Annotated in this window: 14 protein-coding genes; 3 read left to right on the top strand and 11 right to left on the bottom strand. The window is 64.6% G+C overall.

All coding sequences use genetic code 11. The features are described 5' to 3' along the window. Nucleotides 1-14: 14 nt before the first annotated feature. From O0881_RS11420 to O0881_RS11390, 7 genes are all read right to left on the bottom strand, one after another. Nucleotides 15-749, bottom strand: a complete 735-nt coding sequence (locus O0881_RS11420) for a 2OG-Fe dioxygenase family protein (protein ID WP_289911323.1) — start codon at nucleotides 747-749, stop codon at nucleotides 15-17. Nucleotides 750-852: 103 nt separating this feature from the next. Beyond that, the gene (locus O0881_RS11415; RefSeq protein WP_289911322.1) at nucleotides 853-2,889 is read right to left on the bottom strand and encodes a TonB-dependent receptor; all 2,037 of its coding nucleotides are present in this window, start codon (nucleotides 2,887-2,889) and stop codon (nucleotides 853-855) included. A gap of 33 nt (nucleotides 2,890-2,922) precedes the next feature. Further along, nucleotides 2,923-3,411: a DUF6702 family protein gene (locus tag O0881_RS11410; RefSeq protein WP_289911321.1), complete on the bottom strand. Its 489-nt coding sequence runs from the start codon at nucleotides 3,409-3,411 to the stop codon at nucleotides 2,923-2,925. Next, the gene (locus O0881_RS11405; RefSeq protein WP_289911320.1) at nucleotides 3,408-5,783 is read right to left on the bottom strand and encodes a M1 family metallopeptidase; all 2,376 of its coding nucleotides are present in this window, start codon (nucleotides 5,781-5,783) and stop codon (nucleotides 3,408-3,410) included. The genes O0881_RS11410 and O0881_RS11405 overlap by 4 nt, the downstream gene beginning before the upstream one ends. A 165-nt stretch (nucleotides 5,784-5,948) precedes the next feature. Continuing rightward, nucleotides 5,949-6,410 carry a MarR family transcriptional regulator gene (locus O0881_RS11400; protein ID WP_289911319.1) on the bottom strand — a complete coding sequence of 154 codons (462 nt, stop codon included), beginning with the start codon at nucleotides 6,408-6,410 and terminating at the stop codon, nucleotides 5,949-5,951. A 79-nt stretch (nucleotides 6,411-6,489) separates the two neighbouring features. Next, nucleotides 6,490-7,308, bottom strand: coding sequence for a sugar phosphate isomerase/epimerase (locus tag O0881_RS11395; protein ID WP_289911318.1), 819 nt, complete (start codon nucleotides 7,306-7,308; stop codon nucleotides 6,490-6,492). Continuing rightward, nucleotides 7,308-8,147: a phytanoyl-CoA dioxygenase family protein gene (locus O0881_RS11390; RefSeq protein WP_289911317.1), complete on the bottom strand. Its 840-nt coding sequence runs from the start codon at nucleotides 8,145-8,147 to the stop codon at nucleotides 7,308-7,310. Before O0881_RS11390 ends, O0881_RS11395 begins: the two co-directional genes overlap by 1 nt. Nucleotides 8,148-8,256: 109 nt before the next feature. Between O0881_RS11390 and O0881_RS11385 the strand changes: the two genes are divergently transcribed. After that, on the top strand, nucleotides 8,257-9,216 hold the full coding sequence (locus O0881_RS11385) for a LysR family transcriptional regulator (RefSeq protein ID WP_289911316.1): 960 nt from the start codon (nucleotides 8,257-8,259) through the stop codon (nucleotides 9,214-9,216). Here O0881_RS11385 and O0881_RS11380 read toward each other — a convergent pair. Then, a complete protein-coding gene (locus O0881_RS11380) occupies nucleotides 9,213-10,283 on the bottom strand; it encodes a hypothetical protein (protein ID WP_289911315.1) in 1,071 nt (356 codons plus the stop codon). The two genes, O0881_RS11385 and O0881_RS11380, sit on opposite strands and share 4 nt — an antisense overlap. A gap of 305 nt (nucleotides 10,284-10,588) precedes the next feature. Here O0881_RS11380 and O0881_RS11375 point away from each other — a divergent pair, with 305 nt between their 5' ends. After that, on the top strand, nucleotides 10,589-11,008 hold the full coding sequence (locus tag O0881_RS11375; RefSeq protein ID WP_077408133.1) for a hypothetical protein: 420 nt from the start codon (nucleotides 10,589-10,591) through the stop codon (nucleotides 11,006-11,008). Nucleotides 11,009-11,144: 136 nt separating this feature from the next. On the opposite strand, the gene O0881_RS11370 is transcribed toward O0881_RS11375, so the two are convergent. Both O0881_RS11370 and O0881_RS11365 read right to left on the bottom strand, forming a co-directional pair. Further along, complete coding sequence (locus O0881_RS11370; protein ID WP_289911314.1) at nucleotides 11,145-12,659, bottom strand: hypothetical protein; 1,515 nt, start codon at nucleotides 12,657-12,659, stop codon at nucleotides 11,145-11,147. Further along, nucleotides 12,656-13,531 carry a hypothetical protein gene (locus O0881_RS11365; RefSeq protein WP_289911313.1) on the bottom strand — a complete coding sequence of 292 codons (876 nt, stop codon included), beginning with the start codon at nucleotides 13,529-13,531 and terminating at the stop codon, nucleotides 12,656-12,658. The genes O0881_RS11370 and O0881_RS11365 overlap by 4 nt, the downstream gene beginning before the upstream one ends. A gap of 168 nt (nucleotides 13,532-13,699) precedes the next feature. Between O0881_RS11365 and O0881_RS11360 the strand changes: the two genes are divergently transcribed. Beyond that, entirely contained in the window at nucleotides 13,700-14,623 is a 924-nt protein-coding gene (locus O0881_RS11360; protein WP_289911312.1) for a hypothetical protein, read from the top strand. A 65-nt stretch (nucleotides 14,624-14,688) separates the two neighbouring features. On the opposite strand, the gene acpA is transcribed toward O0881_RS11360, so the two are convergent. Further along, a complete protein-coding gene (gene acpA / locus O0881_RS11355) occupies nucleotides 14,689-16,809 on the bottom strand; it encodes an acid phosphatase (RefSeq protein ID WP_289911311.1) in 2,121 nt (706 codons plus the stop codon). Between the last annotated feature and the right edge of the window lie 161 nt (nucleotides 16,810-16,970).

The following is a 16,970-nucleotide window of genomic DNA, read 5'->3' as shown; positions in this document are numbered from 1 at the left end:
GCTGTGGCCGCTTGTCAGTTTTCGCCCTGGAACTGCCCTGCGCGATAGGTCAGCACGAGCGTATCGCGGTGGCCATGTTCGCCGATCGGCTGGATCGGCGTCGATTCGTGGATGACAGACGCATCGTCGAGCAGCAGCAGCGACCACGGCTCGGTCAGGGTAAAACGCTTGCCGTTGGGGCCATCGGCCTCGAAGATGCGCGTCTCGCCGCCCTTGACCTGTTCGCGCCCGATCAGCAGCACGGCGACGAAATCGACGCCGTCGCGGTGCGCGCCTTCCGGCGTGGGGCGGCCGATGCCATCGGTCGTATCGATGCGGAACTGGTGCGCCTCGATGAACCACGGCTGGCTGCCCTTGACCTGCGAGCAGGCGTTGCCCAGCGCGCGGATCAGCTGCTGCCAGGCCGGTTGCGCAACGATAGCCGCTTCGACCGGTTCGAACAGGCGGTGCATGCCGCCGTGCAGGGCATTGTATTCCACCGGTTGCCAGTGCGGACGGTGCGCCGTCTGCGTCAGGCGCTCGCCATCCTGCACGAAGCACGAGTGGCGCCGGCGGCGATAGCGGCCGCCATCCTTCAGGTAATTGTCCAGCGGCAGGGTATTCCAGCTCCCTTCCAGCGCGCGCAGCGCGGCCAGCGGGCAGCCGGCCAGCGCGGCCACATCCTGCGGGCGCAGGACGGCATAGCCGTCATCGCGCAAGGCTTCCTTGACGTGGGAAGGGTCGGTAAAGATCGGTGCGGAAGTGCTCATGGCGGTGCGGGCCGGAACGCGGCCTGTCTCAGTTTATCCAGCCTGGCATTCTACGACTTCGCGGCGTTTCCTGTGCAGTGAGACAGGAATTATTCTTGTTGAGTTAAAAATTCTTTACCAGGGTCAGGCGCAGCGAGCGCGATTCCACCGGATGGAAGTGGATATCGTCGACGGGTTGTGCTTCGCCGGGCAGGCGCGAGGCATAGTAATAGTCGATGGCCGAGTCGCGCCGGTTGGCCAGGTTGTAGCCTTCGACTTCCACGCGCAAGGTCTTGTCGATCTGGTAGGCGATACGCCCGTTCAAGCCCACGCTGGCCGCGGAGCGCACGCTGTTGTCTTCAATCAGCGGGCGCGGGCCGAAGTAGCGCAGGCGCAAAGAGCCCGACCACGGCCCCGGCGGCGTCACCGTCATGGCCAGCTGAGCTACGCCTTCGATGGCGCCGGGGATGAAGTCGCCCGCCGGGTCGCTGCCGCGCGAGCGCGCCCGCGCATACGCCAGGTCCAGGTCCAGCGACAGCCAGCTGGCCGCCTTGTAGTAGCTGGAAAACTCCACGCCGTAGCGGCGGCTGGGGCGGCCCGCCTCGGTGGCGCCCGCGTCGCCGATGAACAGCAGCTCGGAATCGAAGTCCAGGCGGTACAGCGACAGCGAGGTTTGCAGGCCGGCGATGGCGGCGCTGCGCAAGCCCAGTTCCAGCCCGCGCGAGCGCACCAAAGGCGTGACCTTGTCGGCCGCCTCGCCCGTCTTCGGGTCGACCGTGATCGTCGTGCCGCGCGCGTCGTTGCTGTGAAAGCCATTGCCGATGTTGAGATACGCTTCCGTATCGCGCCACGGTCCCGCGATCACGCTCAGGCTGGGACTGAACAAATGGTCGATGGCCGTGCCCGAATTGGCGGCGCGGTCGCTACGTACGTCGAAGCGGTAGGCGTCCGCGCGCAGGCCGGCCACGGTGCGCAGCCAGCGCGACCAGCGCGTGCTGTTTTCGCCATACACGCCGATGCTCGACTCGACGATGTGGTCTTGCCGCGTGGTTGACAGGATCTGCCGCTGCCGCGTGTTGTACAAGCCGTTGTGGATATTGTCGTTCTGGAGCTGCAGGCCGATGGTGGTGTCGCTGCTGCCCCTGTCCGTGTGACGGTGCCAGGTGTGGCTGGCATCCAGGCCGGCCGTCACGCGCCGGTCGGGCTGGGCGAACTGGTCGCCGTTGTCGGGATCGTCCATCGCAAACGTAAAATTCGAGAACAGGGCCAGGCGGTTGGCGATCACATACGCGCTGACCCTGGATGATACGTCGTCCGTCGTCTGGCGCCAGGCGCCCGACAGGCTGTAGCGCTGCGCCTTGCCGCCGTCGCTGGCATCGATGGCGTCGAAGCGGCCCAACGTGCCGTCCTGCACGGCGCGCAGCGGAATCTGGTCGGTGGCGTTCCAGCTGGCGTCGTACGCCATGGCCGTGACGTTGAAGCCGTTGTTGGCATAGCCTTCGCTGTAGCGCAGCACGCCATTGAGCTTGCGGTAGCGGTCCGGCTGTGTGAACGGGCCATCGTTATGCTGCGCTTCGAGCGCGTACAGCAGGCTGCCGTCGCCCGCATCGGGCGAATCGGCCAGCAGGGCGCGGCGAAAGCCGTTTTGTCCGAGTCCCACGCTGGCGACGCCCTGCGTCAGGCGGTTCGCATACACGACGGACGCCGCCCCCGCCGAGGAAAAGTCGCCTTGCGTCGCCGAATATGGCCCCTTTTTGTAATCGAGGCGCATGGCCAGTTCGGGTATCAGGAAGTTCAGGTCCGTCCAGCCCTGTCCATGGCCGTGGCTGCGCTGGTTGACTGGCATCTCGTCGACGGTGGTGCGCAAGTCCGTGCCGTGATCGAGGTTGAAGCCGCGCAGGTAGAACTGGTTGGCCTTGCCCTCGCCGCTATGCTGGCTGACGATCAGCCCCGGCACGGCTTCCAGCAGTTCGCCGGGCCGGTAGCTGGTGCGCGCATCGAGCTGCTTTTGCGTGACGCTGCCCGCGTTGGCCGAATCGGCTACGCCCAGCTGGTTCAGGCGCGAACCGTCGACCAGCACGCGCTGGAAGATGTCGTCGGCGTGGACGGCGGCAGGTAAAAACAGGGCGGCGAGGAGGAGGGGCAGAGAGCGTGGCGTCATGGGTGTATGGGTGTGGCGGCAGTTTGCCGGTGTTTAGCGGATCGGCAGTTCCGTGTTCTGGCGGTCGAAAATCAGCGTCTGGATGGCGCCGCTGTCCTGCACGTTGAGGGTGTTGCGCTGGCTGGGCAGGAAGTCGATCAGCAGCTGGTTGTGGATGCGCGTGGCGGGCGCCAGGCGCGTGCGTTCGAGCTCCTGGAAGATCACCACGTTGTCGGCATTGACCTTCATGCCGACCCAGTTCAGGCGCAGGCGCTTGCCGTCCGGCGCCACGAGGTAAAACTGTTTTTCGACATAGCGGCGCAGTGCCGCTTCGCTGTCCTCCTGACCCAGGTCGAACTGGCGCTGGTACAGATTGGTCAGCAGCGCCTCGACGTCGTGGCCCGTGTAGGTGTGCACCACTTCGGTGCTGCCGCTGGCCGCGTTATAGCTGATATCGGCGATGCCCATGTGGAAATTATGGGCGCTCGCCGCCATGCTGGCGCAGGCCAGCGTGGCGCAAGCGAGCAGACGCCAGCGCTTCACGCCTCGTCGCCCCTGGCCGAGCCGCCGTTCTTGTCTTTCAGCGGCGTATGAAAATCGCGCATCAGGTTATCCTTGGGCGACTTCTCGCTCTTGAACAGTTCCAGGCGCGATGGCGTGATTTTCCGCGGCCAAGCGTTGTTGCTCGTGTCGATATCGGCCGTTTCCCAGTACGGGTCCTGCACCAGGCCCACCATCGGTTCATCCGTGATGACGACCTTGGTGATTTTCTTCGGCGAGTAGCGCCACACTTCGGCTGGCACGCGCTCGACGTACTTCTTGCCGCTTTTCAGTTCGATTTCGAGGATCAGCGGCATGACCATGCCGCCCACGTTCGACAGGTCGACCAGGTACAGGTGCTTGCCCTGTTTCAGCAAGTCCTTTTCCCACGGTTCCAGGGCGGCCAGCGCTTCGGCGTAGGCGTTGCGGTCCTTGTTGGTCACCGTGAAATCGTCGTGCTGGTTGTAGAAATCCTTCAGCTCCGGATGCGCCTCGACCCGGCGCGGCATGCCCTTGTTGGCGCGGCTCGTGACGGATTCCGGCTGGGCGTCCTTTTGCGCCTTCTTCCACGCTTTTTCCGTTGCCGGATCCTTTGAGCTCACGCCATATTCGCTGATGCCGTCGATGCTGATGTCGACCGGGTCGGTCGTATAGAACCAGCCGCGCCAGAACCAGTCCAGGTCCGTGCCGGAGGCGTCTTCCATGGTGCGGAAAAAGTCGGCGGGCGTGGGGCGCTTGAACTTCCAGCGCTGCGCATATTCCTTGAAGGCGTAGTCGAACAGTTCGCGCCCGAGGATGGTTTCGCGCAGGATGTTCAGGCCCGCCGCCGGCTTGGCGTAGGCGTTGTTACCGAACTGCAGCAGGGACTCGGAATTGGTCATGATGGGCACCTGGTCGCGGCTACGCATGTAGTCGACGATCTCGCGCGGTTCGCCGCGCGAGGCCGGGTAGTTTTCTTCCCACGCCTGCTGCGCCAGGTATTGCACGAAGGTGTTGAGGCCTTCGTCCATCCACGTCCACTGGCGTTCGTCCGAGTTGATGATCATCGGGTAGTAGTTGTGGCCCACTTCGTGGATGATCACGCCGATCAGGCCATATTTGGTGCGCTTCGAGTAGGTTAGTTCGCCCGTCTTCTTGTCCTTCACGGGCCGGGGGCCGTTAAACGAGATCATCGGATACTCCATGCCGCCCACGGGGCCGTTGACGGAGATGGCCGTCGGATACGGATAGTCGATGCTGTACTTGTTGTACTGTTCAATCGTGTGCACGATGGCTTGCGTACTGTACTTTTCCCACAGGGGATTGCCCTCTTTCGGATAGTAGGACATGGCCATCACATCGCTGCCGCCCTTCTTGTATCCCTGCGCATCCCAGATGAACTTGCGGCTCGAGGCCCAGGCGAAGTCGCGCACGTTGGCCGCCTTGAAGTGCCACGTCTTTTGCGCGCGGCTCACTGTTTTTTCGGCCGCCTCGGCTTCCTTCTGCGTGACGATGACGACGGGCTTGTCGCTGCCGCGGGCCTTTTCCAGGCGCTCGCGCTGCGCGGAAGACAGCACTTCCTGCGGGTTTTGCAGCTCTCCCGTGGAGGCGACGATATGGTCGGCAGGAACCGTCAGCTGCACGTCGTAGTCGCCGAACTCCAGCGTGAATTCGCCGGAGCCGAGGAACTGCTTGTGCTGCCAGCCGGCCGCATCGTAATAGGCCGCCATGCGGGGGAACCACTGCGCCACTTCGAACAGGGCGTTCTTGTCGTCGAAGACTTCATAGCCGGCGCGCCCGCCCAGCACCTTCTGTTCGTTGATGCGGTAATCCCAGTCGACCTGGAAGACGAAATCCTGGCCCGGCTTCAGGGGCTGCGGCAGGTCGATGCGCATCATGGTGCGGTTCACTACATATTTCAAAGGCTGGCCATCCGCGCCTGTCAAGCGGCGGATATTGAAGCCGCCCTGGAAGTCGCCGCGCGCGAGGATGCCGCGCAAGCCTTCGAACTTCATGGTCTCTTCGCCCGTCGTCTTGGCCCACGCCTGGCGCGAGGGTGCCGTGGTCATGCGGCGCGCGTCGGAATCGGGCTTGTAGATATTCTGGTCCAGCTGCACCCACAGGTAACCGAGGGTGTCGGGCGACTGGTTATGATAGGTGATGGTGCCACTGCCGGCGATCTCGCGTTTGGCTTCGTCCAGCGTCGCGCGGATCGTGTAGTCGGCGCGTTGCTGCCAATAGGCGTGGCCCGGCGCGCCGGAGGCGGTGCGGTAGGTATTCGGGGTGGGCAGCACCTCTTCGAGCTGGCGGAACTTGTCGTCGAATGGTTCGGCCGCGAAGGCCGACACGGTAAAACACAGAGCCAACGAGGCTACGGAGCCGAAAGGTATGCGCATATTCACCCTGATGTTGTTGTAAGGAAATAGTGGCAACTATTCTATACGCAGGGCGGGGCCATCCATGTATCGATTTGTAATAAAGAAAGGCGGATTTCACGCCAGCTTTTGCCTGGCGCCGTCAGGGGAGAACTTTGCCTGATTTTGCTTGGAAAAGCGGCGCTTTTACTCACTTTTCATCAGGCTGTCGCGTAACTGGTTCAGCTGTTGTTTCATGTCCACAACCTGTTCCACGCTGCAGTGGCTGGCCGTCAGGATGGCTTCGGGCAGCAGGGCCGCCTCGTGGCGCAGCTGGTCACCCTGTTCCGTGAGGGAAATGATGACTTGCCGCTCGTCACTGGAGGCGCGCGTGCGCGTCAACAGGCCCGATTGCTCCATGCGCTTGAGCAGGGGCGTCAGGGTGGCCGAGTCGAGGAATAGGCGCTCGCCTACTTCCGACACCGTCAGGCCGTCGCGTTCCCACAACACCATCATCACCAGGTATTGCGAATAGGTGAGACCGAGCTTGCGCAGGAGCTTGCGGTACAGCTTGTTCATGGCAAGCGAAGTCGAGTACAGCGCAAAGCACAGCTGGCTGTCCAGGCGCGGCACCTGGTGCAAGGGATTGGGGGCGGTGGTGGTATCCATGGGGACAGTATATATAGCGCACTACCTAATTGCAATGCGCGGCGCCGGACCTGGCGATCCGGCGCTGGGACACGGACGCTTAGCCGGCGTAGCGCGTGCGCAGCAGATCGAGCATGGCGACGTTCTGTTCCCACGCGTCGCTCACGGGCTGCTGCGTCCAGGGCAGCGTTTGCGTGTACGGCGCGGGGCCGAATTCCGGCGTGAACGTCATGCGCTCGGCGCCGGCGGCGCGGCGCAGGGCGACGATGGCATCCCACCAGGCCAGGTGGGCGTCGAGTGCCGGTTTCGCTTCCGGCGCGCGGAAGTCGGCCACCTGCGGCCCTTGCGCATGGCCGATGCGCGCATGCACGTGGCGCACCAGCGGCAGCACCTGCGCCAGGGTCTGCGGCTGGTCTTCCAGCAGCGATTCGCAGGCGCAGCACCAGTGCGACAGGTCGGCCGTCAATGGCAGCTCGGGATACTGCTGCAGATACGGCAGCAGCAGCATCGGATGGCCGGAAAAGCGGCTGCGGTGGATTTCGTGCACGATGGGCACGCCGTGCTTTGCCGAGATGGCGACGGCCAGGTCGAGCAGCTGCGCATTCTGCGCCGGCGTATAGAAATCCTTGCCCGTGTGCGTGTTGACCAGCACGGGGCGCGCCAGACAGGCGTTTTCCAGCAGTTCGGCCAGGGCGGCGCGGTGCAGCTCGAAGTCGCTGTGGAAGACGGTTTCCCACTGCGCGGCGATCAGCTGCAGTCCCGCCTTGGCGATGCGCTCCGTCCATTCCTCGCGCAGGGCGGCGTCCAGCGGCAGCGACATTTCGATGCCGTCGAAGCCGGCCGCCAGCACTTTGTCGATGAAGACGTCGGGCGGCAGCTCGTTATTGCCCCAGTGGGCGGCAAAGACGTCGATGCGCATCAGACGAAGCCCCGCACGGGGAACGTTGCGTCGCGCTGTATCCAGTTGTGGGCCGCGTATTCCGTCTGGCCGTCCGTGGCGTGCAGGGTGTAGGCGTGGCGCGAGACGGGCGAGCGGTTCGGCGCGCTGTAGTGGGGCAGCAAGCCATGGAAGCAGACGAGGGCGCCGGCCTTGACTTCGAGCGGGACGGCCGTGCTGTCGTCGGGCCATGGCGTGGCGTCGAGTTTTTCCACGCGCACGGCGTCGCCGTTACGGATGAAGCGTTCGCGCAGCGGGCCGCGGTGGCCGCCCGGTTCCGCCCACAGGCAGCCGTTGTCCAGGGTGGCGTCTTCCAGCGCAAACCAGAACGTGGTCACGCTGATCGGCGTGGTCTCGAAATACGTGGCGTCCTGGTGCCAGCGCACTTCGCCGCCGATGCCGGGCTGTTTGAAGATGTACATCGATTGCCACACCTGCGCATCTGCCAGGCCCAGGTCGCGCGCCACTGCGGCCAGTTTCGGGTCGGCCGAAAAGCTGCGGAAGACGGGGTCCAGGTCATGCATGGCGTGGCCGATCTTGTTGATCGACAGGGATTTGGCCTGCTTCAGCTGGCCGTCCGCGCCAAAGGCTTCTTCTTCGAAGAAGCAGCGGATGGTATTGTCGGAAGCGAGAAAATAATCGTTGGTGTTCTTCGCCTGGTCGCGCGTGGTGAAGATCGACTGGCTGACGCTGGGATCGAATTCGTTGACAATCTGTTCGGCGCGCGCGCGCAAGGCGGCGATTTCGTCCGCCCCCTTGAAGCCGGGCAGGATGAGGTAGCCGTCGCGTTGGTATTGTTCTTGTTGTTCGATCGTTAGCATGGCGGCGGCTCCGGAGGTCAATGGAAAGCGCCATTGTAGGATGGGCGAGGGCGGCAAACAATCGCCCTGCGGTTGACAGATTGTCGCCAAAGCGAAGACAATCTTTGACATGGATCAACTAAAAGCGATGGAAATCTTTGTCGAAGTGGCGCGCCAGCGCAGCTTTACGGTGGCCGGGCAGCGCCTGGGACTGACGCGCGCCATGGTCAGCAAGACCATCATGCAGCTGGAAGAACGCCTGCATGCGCGCCTGCTGCACCGCTCCACGCGCGAAGTGAGCCTGACGGACGCGGGCCGCGCTTACCTGGCGCCGTGCATGGCTACCGTCAGCCAGGCGCAGGAAGCGGCGCGCATGGTGGCGCATGTGGCGCAGGCGGGAGCCGGGGCGGAGCTAGCCGGGCCGCTGCGGATCCAGGCTCCATCGAGTTTCGGCAGCGCGTGGCTGGCCGACGCCGTCGCCCGTTTCAGTTTGCTGCACCCGCAGGTGCAGGCCGAATTGTTTGTCGACGATGCGCTGCTCGACCCCATACGCCACGGTTTTGACTTGACGATACGCGTGGGCGGCATCCCGGACAGCAGCGCGCTGGCCATGCGTCCGCTGGCGCCGTGCCGCGCAGTGCTGTGCGCCAGTCCCGCCTACCTGGCGCAATGGGGCGTGCCGCAGACGCCGCAAGACCTATTGAAGCACCAGTGCCTGCATTTCAGCCACCTGACGGATGGCACGAACTGGCATTTCCAGCGCGGGGAGGGAGACCGGCAAGAGGCGGTGAGCGTGCGCGTGCAGGCGGGTTTTACGGCGAACAATGGCCTGGTGCTGCACCAGGCGGCGCAGCGGGGACTCGGCATCGTCTACAGCACCACGTTCCTCGCCTGGCGCAACCTGCTCGATGGCAGCCTGGTGCCCGTGCTGTCCGGCTGGGAGCTGCCCCTGAATCACCTGAGCGCCCTGTATCCGGCCAGCCGCCAGCCGTCGCCCAAGGTGCGCGCGCTGATCGATTTCCTGGTGGCCGAATACCAACCCGTGCCGCCGTGGGACCGCGAGCTGGCGGCGGCCGGTTTTTTTAATTAGTTGAAGGCGACCGGTTCCACCGTCCACGCGCCATCCGCGTACACGCGCTCGTCGTCCAGATAAACGGCTTGCGTGACGGCGAAGATATCGACGTGGTAGCGCGCATCCTTGCGCTTGAACTGGGGTTTTGTATAGACGCCATGCTTGGCGCCCAGCGACAGATGGATGCCGCACATGCGTTCATACGTGCCGATGTCGTTGACCAGCTGCTCGCGCGAAAAGGCGCGGTTCATGCCGAAGCCCAGTTCGCGCACCCATACTTCGCCTTCGTGCGCGCGGATGATCTCCAGCATGGCGGTAAATTCCGGCGTGGCGTTTTCCGTGCCCGTCACGCGCCCCTTTTCGATGATCAGGGTGATCGGCGTGTCGGGGCGGTTGACCATGAAGTGCGTGTCGCCGAAAACAAAGATGCGCACGCGGCCATTGACCGCTTCCAGGTCCTGCGCTTCCGTAAACACTTCGCCCAGGGGGAACTGGCCGCCGATATTGTTCATGCCGCTGTAGTCGCCGATATTGAGCTTGGCCGATTCGAACGGGGAAGCGAAGACCAGCTGCTCGCCGCCGCTGTCAACCATGCCGTGGCGGGCGCCGTCGATGCGCGCCTTGAGCGCATGGCCCACGCCGCGGTAATAGGCGGGGTCGTAGGCCAGCGAGGCGATGTAATGCAGGCCCTGCACGCCGGGCATGCGCGACAGGTGCACGTGTTCGATGACCTTCAGCCCCCGCTTGAACAGCTCGATGCGGATGCGGAACGCTTCCAGGCGGAAGCTGGTCGACTGGATCAGCACGACGAGGCTGCCGGCCGGCAGTTCGGCAAACGCGGCCAGCACGGCGTCGGGCGTGACTTCGTCGAAATCGATGAAGGCGGCGTCCGGCAAGGCCTGGCGATACGCTTCCGTCAGCACGACATTGAGCCAGCTGCGCTTGTCGCAGACGATCAGGGCCGGTTCATCGGGGCGGTGGCAGATGGCCATGGCCAGCAGGTCTGCCACGTTTTGCGCGGCCACTTCGGTGGCGGCGGCGCTGATGGCGTCGAGCCGGCTGGTGTCATTCTCGGGAAGCGTCATGGTGCGGAGGTGGGGGACGTGAAGTAATCGCAGCATTATAAGGTGATTGCCACTGGCCACACCATTCCCCATCCGGCGGAGGGCAGGCGGCTGCCGCGCCCCTGATTACTTGTGTAGTGCTTTCCGGCAATGTATTATTTGATAAATGGTATTGCAGGGCATGGCAGCGAGTCTGGGAGTGGCCCGGCGCAGCGGCAAACGCACGCATGCGCACGGCGGCTCGCTTCCAGTGATGCAGGGACAACAAGCCAACAGGCGATGATGAAGAGTGTGAAGTGATGAGCATAATCGGACAAGATATTCCCATGGAACGGCCGGATACGGATGGGCGCGCCGCCGTCTTCGTTCCCGTCACGGGCGTCAAGGAAGATGTCCTGTTGACCATACGCAAGGGTGCGGCCATCGTCGGCTTTGCCAACCACGACCGTACCATCACCGTGTATTTTGAAAGCAACCGCTTTGACGATCCCGTGCTGGCCAAGTGGGAACATAAGGCGCGCAAGGCCTACGACCGGCTGGTCGACAATGCGCCCACCGTGTCGAAACTGACCACCAGCCCCGCCAATTTCGAGCAGATCGGCTATATCAATGGCAAGGGCATCACCATCCGCCGCATGGAAAGCCTGCAGCGCTGGCTCGCGTATTCGGATGCGATGGAGACTTGCCCGGCAACGGATATCATTCCGCGCACGGTGATAGCGAAACCTGAAAGCGTTAAAGTTTAAGAGCGGCGGATACAACGCCCTGGGCGTTGTTGCCTGCCCTGCATTTACCTCGGCTCCTGGTCTGCGCGCATGAGTATCCAATGACGCTGCTGGCGCTAATCCGACCTGCGCGACCTACGCCTGACCTCGCTTATCACTACACCACCACGATATTCGCCTGCGCCTTGAGCGGGCAGGGCAGGGTGTCGTCGAAGGTGATTTCGATGGCGCTGGCGACGAACATGCCGCCGATGTGCTGGGCGGCGATTTCGGGCGGCGTGCCGGGCTTGGTCAGGTTGACGTCCTGGGCGAAAACGAAGACGCGCCAGGTGCCGTAGACCTTTTGATCATATTGCAGCAAGGTGCGGTAAGCGCGCTTCAAGTCCAGGCTGCCTGCGTAGACGCCATCGTTGGCGCCGGGATCGAAGCCCAGGCCGTCGTCGGTCAGCGATTCGACGAAATACAGTCCCTGCGGCGCCTGGAACAGCACGAAGGCATACAGCTCCGTGCCGCGGAACACATTGCCATTGTCGCGCTTGAAGCTGGCGCGCAGCCACAGCGGTTCGTAGGCTTGCACGACGGCGGGCGTATCCGTTTCCACGGCCCCCGCCAGGTGGATGTTGACCTGCGTTTCGCTCACGGCATGCTGGTAGGTGGCGCCCGTGGTGAAACGTTGATACTCCCAGCTGATGTCGGCCGTGTAGGGCAGGCCTGCGTTCGGCGCTTCCGGCAACACCCATTTCGCCACCACGCGCTCGGCCAGTGTCAGTTCGCCGGCGGCCGGTGGTGTTGCTTCCTGGCCACGCCAGAACGGGTCCGCGATATCGGAGCAGGCGACGGCGATGGCGCCCGAGGCGATGGCCGAGGCCACGCCCGCCACCGTGAATTCGGGCTGGCCCGAGCCGGCCCCTTCCAGCGAGCAGCAGTCGACGCTGGGATCGGTTTCCTCGAACGGACCGCCCACGCTGAAGCTGGCCTTGCCGGAACCGAGCGCGGCCGAAATGATGGCTACCAGCGCAGCGATGATGGCGATGATGATGGCGAGTATCTTCCACCACGGGTCGGAAAACGGCAACTCGCCATGCGTGCCCGCATAGGCGGGGTTCGGCGTCCAGACGAGGGTCATGCCGGTAGGCACGATCGGTCCCAGGCCGGGCGGGCAGCGGCACGCATTTGCCCCACCTTTGCCATCCGTGCCCGTGCTGCCCCAGCGTTTGCCCGGCAGGTGGCCTTGCGGCTTGGACAGTTCCAAGGTGCCTTCCTCGACCGTGCACGTGTACGTGTTGGTGGCGCTGTCGAAGCGCGTCTGCGAGACGAAGATTTGCTGGATCGAGCGGTGCGGCAGGTAGCCGTCCGCCTTGGCGACGAAGCTGACCAGGCGCTTGCCGGGCGCGGCATGCTGGAAATCGGCATCCCACATCACCAGCATGGCCGCGCCGGCCGGGATGCTGGCAAAGAAGAAGGTGCGTGCCACGGGCACGATGCCGGGGTCGCCCACGCTTTCCAGGTACACGGTGACATTGTTCAGGGCGCTGCTGGACATATTGGTGACGTGGGCGGCGATGCGCAAGCCATAGATGGCATTGTCGAAGATGCCATCGGGCAGCATGATATTGGTGACGGACTCGATTGCGAACGGCCGCGTCAGCACCTGCAGGGGGGTATCGCTCATGATGCTTGCTCCTCGGGGCTTTGCTGGTCTTGCGCTTGCTCTTTCTCGAGATCGGTGACGATATACGTGATGCCGCCCATGACCTTGCCTTCCTGGCTCTCCAGCACGCGCAGCAGCGCATACTGGCGTGGCGGCAAGGCTTCGGCGCGCACGCTCAGGTACACGGCCTGCGCCTGGCCGCGCGGCACTTCCAGCGTCAGCTTTTGCTCGCCGGGCGCATCGCCATTGCAGTGGGGCGTGCGCGCCAGGCCCGCTATCAGGCGGGCGTCCCTGGCCGGCTGCCAGCGCTCGAGGCCCAGGGTGGCCAGCAGGTGTTCCGGCAGCTCGCCGCCCTGCTCAATCTGCAATTCCACTTTTTTCGTTGCGCGGGGCAGGGCCGCCACCGCGATGGCCAGCGATTGTGCGCGCCTTGCCGCCAGCACCACGGTGACATTGCGCTGGGCAATCTGCTCGTGCAAGGTGGGCTGGAAGGGAAAGCCGTTGGGCAGGGGATCGGGCAGCGGGTTGATGTCGCCCGCGCCGTGGGCCACGGCCAGCAGGCATTCGTGGCCGCCATTGACGATGACGGGGACCCAGGGAACCAGGCACAGCACTTCCTGCGTGGCGCCCGGCGGCAAGTCGGCAAACGCGGAGCCGATCTGCGTGGCGGCGCCGACGGCGATCTGGCCGGAAGGGTCGGCCCAGTAAAAGTCCACGCGCACGCCGTTCGAGGCGCTGTTGCCCGTGTTGTGCACGCGGCCCCACAGGTAATTGCTGGTGCCGGCGATGGGGGCGCCGGGCGGGCCATTCGGATCATTGCCCGGCACTACCCAGATATCGGCGCTGTCCCACCACCAGGGCTGGCCGTCTTCGATGATCAGGTGGGCTGGCATGGCGTTCTCCTTGTCCTTGGCCGCTGCTGGTAGCTTAGACCGCTGCGGCGGATGCTTTTTGATCGGTATCAAGGCCATGAAACACGGCGCCGTTGCGCCGTTGCCGTGCTTGCGTAAGGTAATATTGCGGCAGAACGCAGTGGAATGACTCCAGGAAAAGGTTGGAATGTGCTTGAAACAGTGAATGACGTTTGCATCAACGCCGCTTGCGGCCGGACCTTGCCGCTGCGCGTGGCGCATTGCCCGTTTTGCGGCGCGCGCCAGATAGCGCAAGCGCCTGTCCTGGAGAAAGCCGTGGTGCCGCCGCCGGTGCCGCGCATGCCGCCGCCCGTGCCCGTCGCGCCTCCCACGCCTGCGCCTGCTCCCATGCCGCAGCCCGCGCCGCAGTCCGCACCCGCGCCCAAGCCCGTCCCGCCAGCGCCTGCCGCGCCGGCCAAGGCACCGCCCGCGAAACCGGCCGTCAAGGGTTCGGTGCCGCCACCGCGCCCGCCCGTGCGCTTGCGCACGTGGCTCGCGGCGGCAGTGGTATTGACCGGTATCTGGTTCTTCAACAAGCCCGCCGACAAGCCGGCCAGCGTGGCGGAACAGGTCGAGGCCGCCACGGCGCTGGCGGCGCAGTGCGACCTGGACGGGGCGCGCAGCGCGCTGGCCGTGCTGAAAAGCGCCAAGGCGCCCGCCGCGCACCTGAAACGTTTGCAGGCAAGCATCACCAAGTCCTCCGCCGCCTGCGACAGGCAACAGCAGCGGACACAGGCGTGGACGGCGCTGCAAGACAGCGTCAGCCAGGCCCTCGATGGGGGCAAGCCGGATCTGGCCGCCACGCGCCTGGCCGCCTACGTGAAACGCTGGGGCGACGATCCCGACACCCTGGAACTCGATGCCAAGGTGAAAGTGGCGCTGGCCAGCGCCCAGCTCGACCTGGCCGACGCCTGCCTGGCCAGGTCGGACCGGGTTTGCCTGGAAAACAGCCTGATCGCCGCCGAGCGCTACAAACGGCCGGAACTGGCGGCGCGCACGCAGACGCTGCGCACGGCGTTGTCGCAATTGCTCGAGCGTTCGCTGCTCGATGCGGCCCCGGGAGCGGGCCAATAACACCAGCATGAAAAACGCCCGCCGCGGCCAGGCCGTGCGGGCGTCGCGCCTGTCGGCGAGCGCGATTACTCTTGCGGCACCAGCGCCAGCGCCGCGCTGAAGTCGCCCATCGGCTTGCCGCCGTTGGCCACCAGCGCCTTGTCGCGCGTGCTCAAGCCATCGAGCACGGGTAACGCAAAACGGTGCGTGATGGCGCGCAGGATGGACGCCGAATCGTATTGCGTATGATCAACTAATCCCTTTTTTACATACGGCGAGACGAGGATGGCCGGCACGCGCGTGCCGGGACCCCAGCGGTCGCCCTTCGGTGGCGCCGCGTGATCGTAAAAGCCGCCGTTTTCATCGTAGGTGACGATGACCAGCATGTTCTTCCACTGCGGACTTTTCTTCAACTGGGCGATGACGCTGGCGATGTGCGCGTCGCCGTCGGCCACGCTGGCATAGCCCGCGTGCTGGTTCAAGTTGCCCTGCGGCTTGTAGAAGGTCACGGGCGGCAGCTTGCCGGCGCCCGCGTCGCTGAGGAACTGGCTGTCGAAGTCGCGCAGGTGCGCGGCGCGGTAGGCGGGCGCCTTCACCGGATCCATGTTCGCAAAGTAATTGAAGGGCTGGTGGTGGAACTGGAAGTTCGGCGGATTCGGGAAGCTGCCGGCGCGCGCGCTGGCCGTCGCCAGGGCCGTCGTGTCTTTCCAGGCGCCTGCATACCAGGCCCAGTCGATGTTCTTGCCTGAAAGCAAGTCACCGATATTCGTCTGTGTCTGCTGCGGCAGGGTGGTGGCCTTGCCTGTGTCCGCATACAGCTTGCTGCTGTCGCCGGACGCCGGGGCGTTGCTGCTGGGCTGGAACGGCGGCTGCATGGTGTTGACGGCGTAGAACATGCCCGTGCTGTCGGCCGGCGTCAGCGCGCCGTCATTGGCATAGGCGGGCGCGCCGTTCAGTACCGTGGCCGGCGCCGTGGCGGACGGCGTCAGGCGCAGGAAGTTGCCCTTGGCATCGACGTCGATCTTGGCGATCGAGCCCTTGGCCACCGAAGTGTCGGCGTTCGGGTAGGTGGGCGCGCAGGCGCAGATCAGGTACTGGTGCGTGAGGAAGGAGCCGCCGAAGGCGCCGATGAACAGGTTGTCGGCCAGCGCATATTGCCTGGCGATGTCCCACAGCTGCATCTTGCTGCCGTCGTAATAGCCCATGCTCAAACCGCCCGCATCGGAATACGCCGCAAACTTGTCGTTGGCGCCGCCGTTGATCTGCATCTGGTTGTTGTAGAAGCGGTGCACGAGGTCGCGCGTGATCACCGATTGCGGCAGGTACAGGGGGCTGGCGGCGTCGTCGATCTGGAACGGCTTGTTCGGCAGGTTGGCCGATTGCGCCTGGGTGATGACGGTACTCTGTCCCGCCGCTGTCATGCCGCCCCAGGTGGGCGGCAGCACGGGCAGGGTGCTGCCGTCGATGTCCTTCTGCGCCACATAGGCGGAGGTCGACGTGGGATTGACGCCCGGCACGCCGTTCGCGCCCGGGAACAGGCCGTACAGATTGTCGAAGCCGCGGTTTTCCGCGTAGATGACGACGATGGTCTGGATATTGTTCAGCGCCAGGGCGCCGTTCAGGGCGGCCAGCGCGTCGGCGGGCGCCGCTTGCGTGCTGGCGCTGGCGATCAAGGCCGTCACGCTGGCGTTTTCCGCCTTCAGTTTCGCCAGCTCGTCGCCGCTGGCCTTGTTGAAGTCGGACGCCAGGCCCGCTTCCGACACGCCCAGGCGCGCGGCCAGCTTGCTGCTGGCGGCCGCAAAGTCGCCGCCGTTGCCATCCATGACTTGCGCCAGTTCCGTCGACAGGGCGCTCACAAACGCGCTGTGGCCGGCGGGAGCGCGCAGCAGCAGTTTTTGCGTCACCTTGCTGCCGGCGTCGCCGATGGCTTCATGGCGGATGGCGTCCGTGCCCACCGTCACCAGCACGGCGCCCTGGCCGTCCAGCGTGTAGCTGCCGTCGGCGGCCGTGCGCACGGTGGCGGAAGCGTTGTCGCACGTCAGCTTGGCGGTGGCGCTTTCCAGGCACACCTGGGCGTTTTCATAGTAGCTGCCGATCACCTGGCCTTGAGTGCTGGGGGTGATCGCATAGTCGCTGCCGCAGGCGGCCAGGCCCAGCGACAGTAACAACGGCAGGGGCCGCAGGGAGGGTTTTGCGTGCAAGTTCATGTTCATGCCTTGTGGGTGGAAAACGTCGCATGCTAGGCAGGCAATATGTCAGCTGCGTGACATGTCAGCGCCTGTTACATGACGTAATGTACGAACTTGATACATGAGGTTTTGCGGGGTTTTGTCACGCAGTTGTCACATGCCGTTGCTACGCTGCCAGC

It is taken from the genome of Janthinobacterium sp. SUN100 (assembly GCF_030397705.1).
Taxonomy (GTDB): domain Bacteria; phylum Pseudomonadota; class Gammaproteobacteria; order Burkholderiales; family Burkholderiaceae_D; genus Janthinobacterium; species Janthinobacterium kumbetense.
The sequence above is the reverse complement of the archived record's forward strand: the minus strand, read 5'-3'. Positions and strand labels throughout refer to the sequence as shown.

What these genes read in the sequence shown, in the direction of transcription:
- O0881_RS11385 (WP_289911316.1), top strand. Translation starts at nt 8,257, where the DNA reads ATGGATCAACTAAAAGCGATGGAAATCTTTGTCGAAGTGGCGCGCCAG.
- O0881_RS11370 (WP_289911314.1), bottom strand. Translation starts at nt 12,659, where the DNA reads ATGAGCGATACCCCCCTGCAGGTGCTGACGCGGCCGTTCGCAATCGAG.
- O0881_RS11390 (WP_289911317.1), bottom strand. Translation starts at nt 8,147, where the DNA reads ATGCTAACGATCGAACAACAAGAACAATACCAACGCGACGGCTACCTC.
- O0881_RS11375 (WP_077408133.1), top strand. Translation starts at nt 10,589, where the DNA reads ATGGAACGGCCGGATACGGATGGGCGCGCCGCCGTCTTCGTTCCCGTC.
- O0881_RS11420 (WP_289911323.1), bottom strand. Translation starts at nt 749, where the DNA reads ATGAGCACTTCCGCACCGATCTTTACCGACCCTTCCCACGTCAAGGAA.
- O0881_RS11380 (WP_289911315.1), bottom strand. Translation starts at nt 10,283, where the DNA reads ATGACGCTTCCCGAGAATGACACCAGCCGGCTCGACGCCATCAGCGCC.
- O0881_RS11405 (WP_289911320.1), bottom strand. Translation starts at nt 5,783, where the DNA reads ATGCGCATACCTTTCGGCTCCGTAGCCTCGTTGGCTCTGTGTTTTACC.
- O0881_RS11365 (WP_289911313.1), bottom strand. Translation starts at nt 13,531, where the DNA reads ATGCCAGCCCACCTGATCATCGAAGACGGCCAGCCCTGGTGGTGGGAC.
- acpA (WP_289911311.1), bottom strand. Translation starts at nt 16,809, where the DNA reads ATGAACTTGCACGCAAAACCCTCCCTGCGGCCCCTGCCGTTGTTACTG.
- O0881_RS11400 (WP_289911319.1), bottom strand. Translation starts at nt 6,410, where the DNA reads ATGGATACCACCACCGCCCCCAATCCCTTGCACCAGGTGCCGCGCCTG.
- O0881_RS11415 (WP_289911322.1), bottom strand. Translation starts at nt 2,889, where the DNA reads ATGACGCCACGCTCTCTGCCCCTCCTCCTCGCCGCCCTGTTTTTACCT.
- O0881_RS11395 (WP_289911318.1), bottom strand. Translation starts at nt 7,308, where the DNA reads ATGCGCATCGACGTCTTTGCCGCCCACTGGGGCAATAACGAGCTGCCG.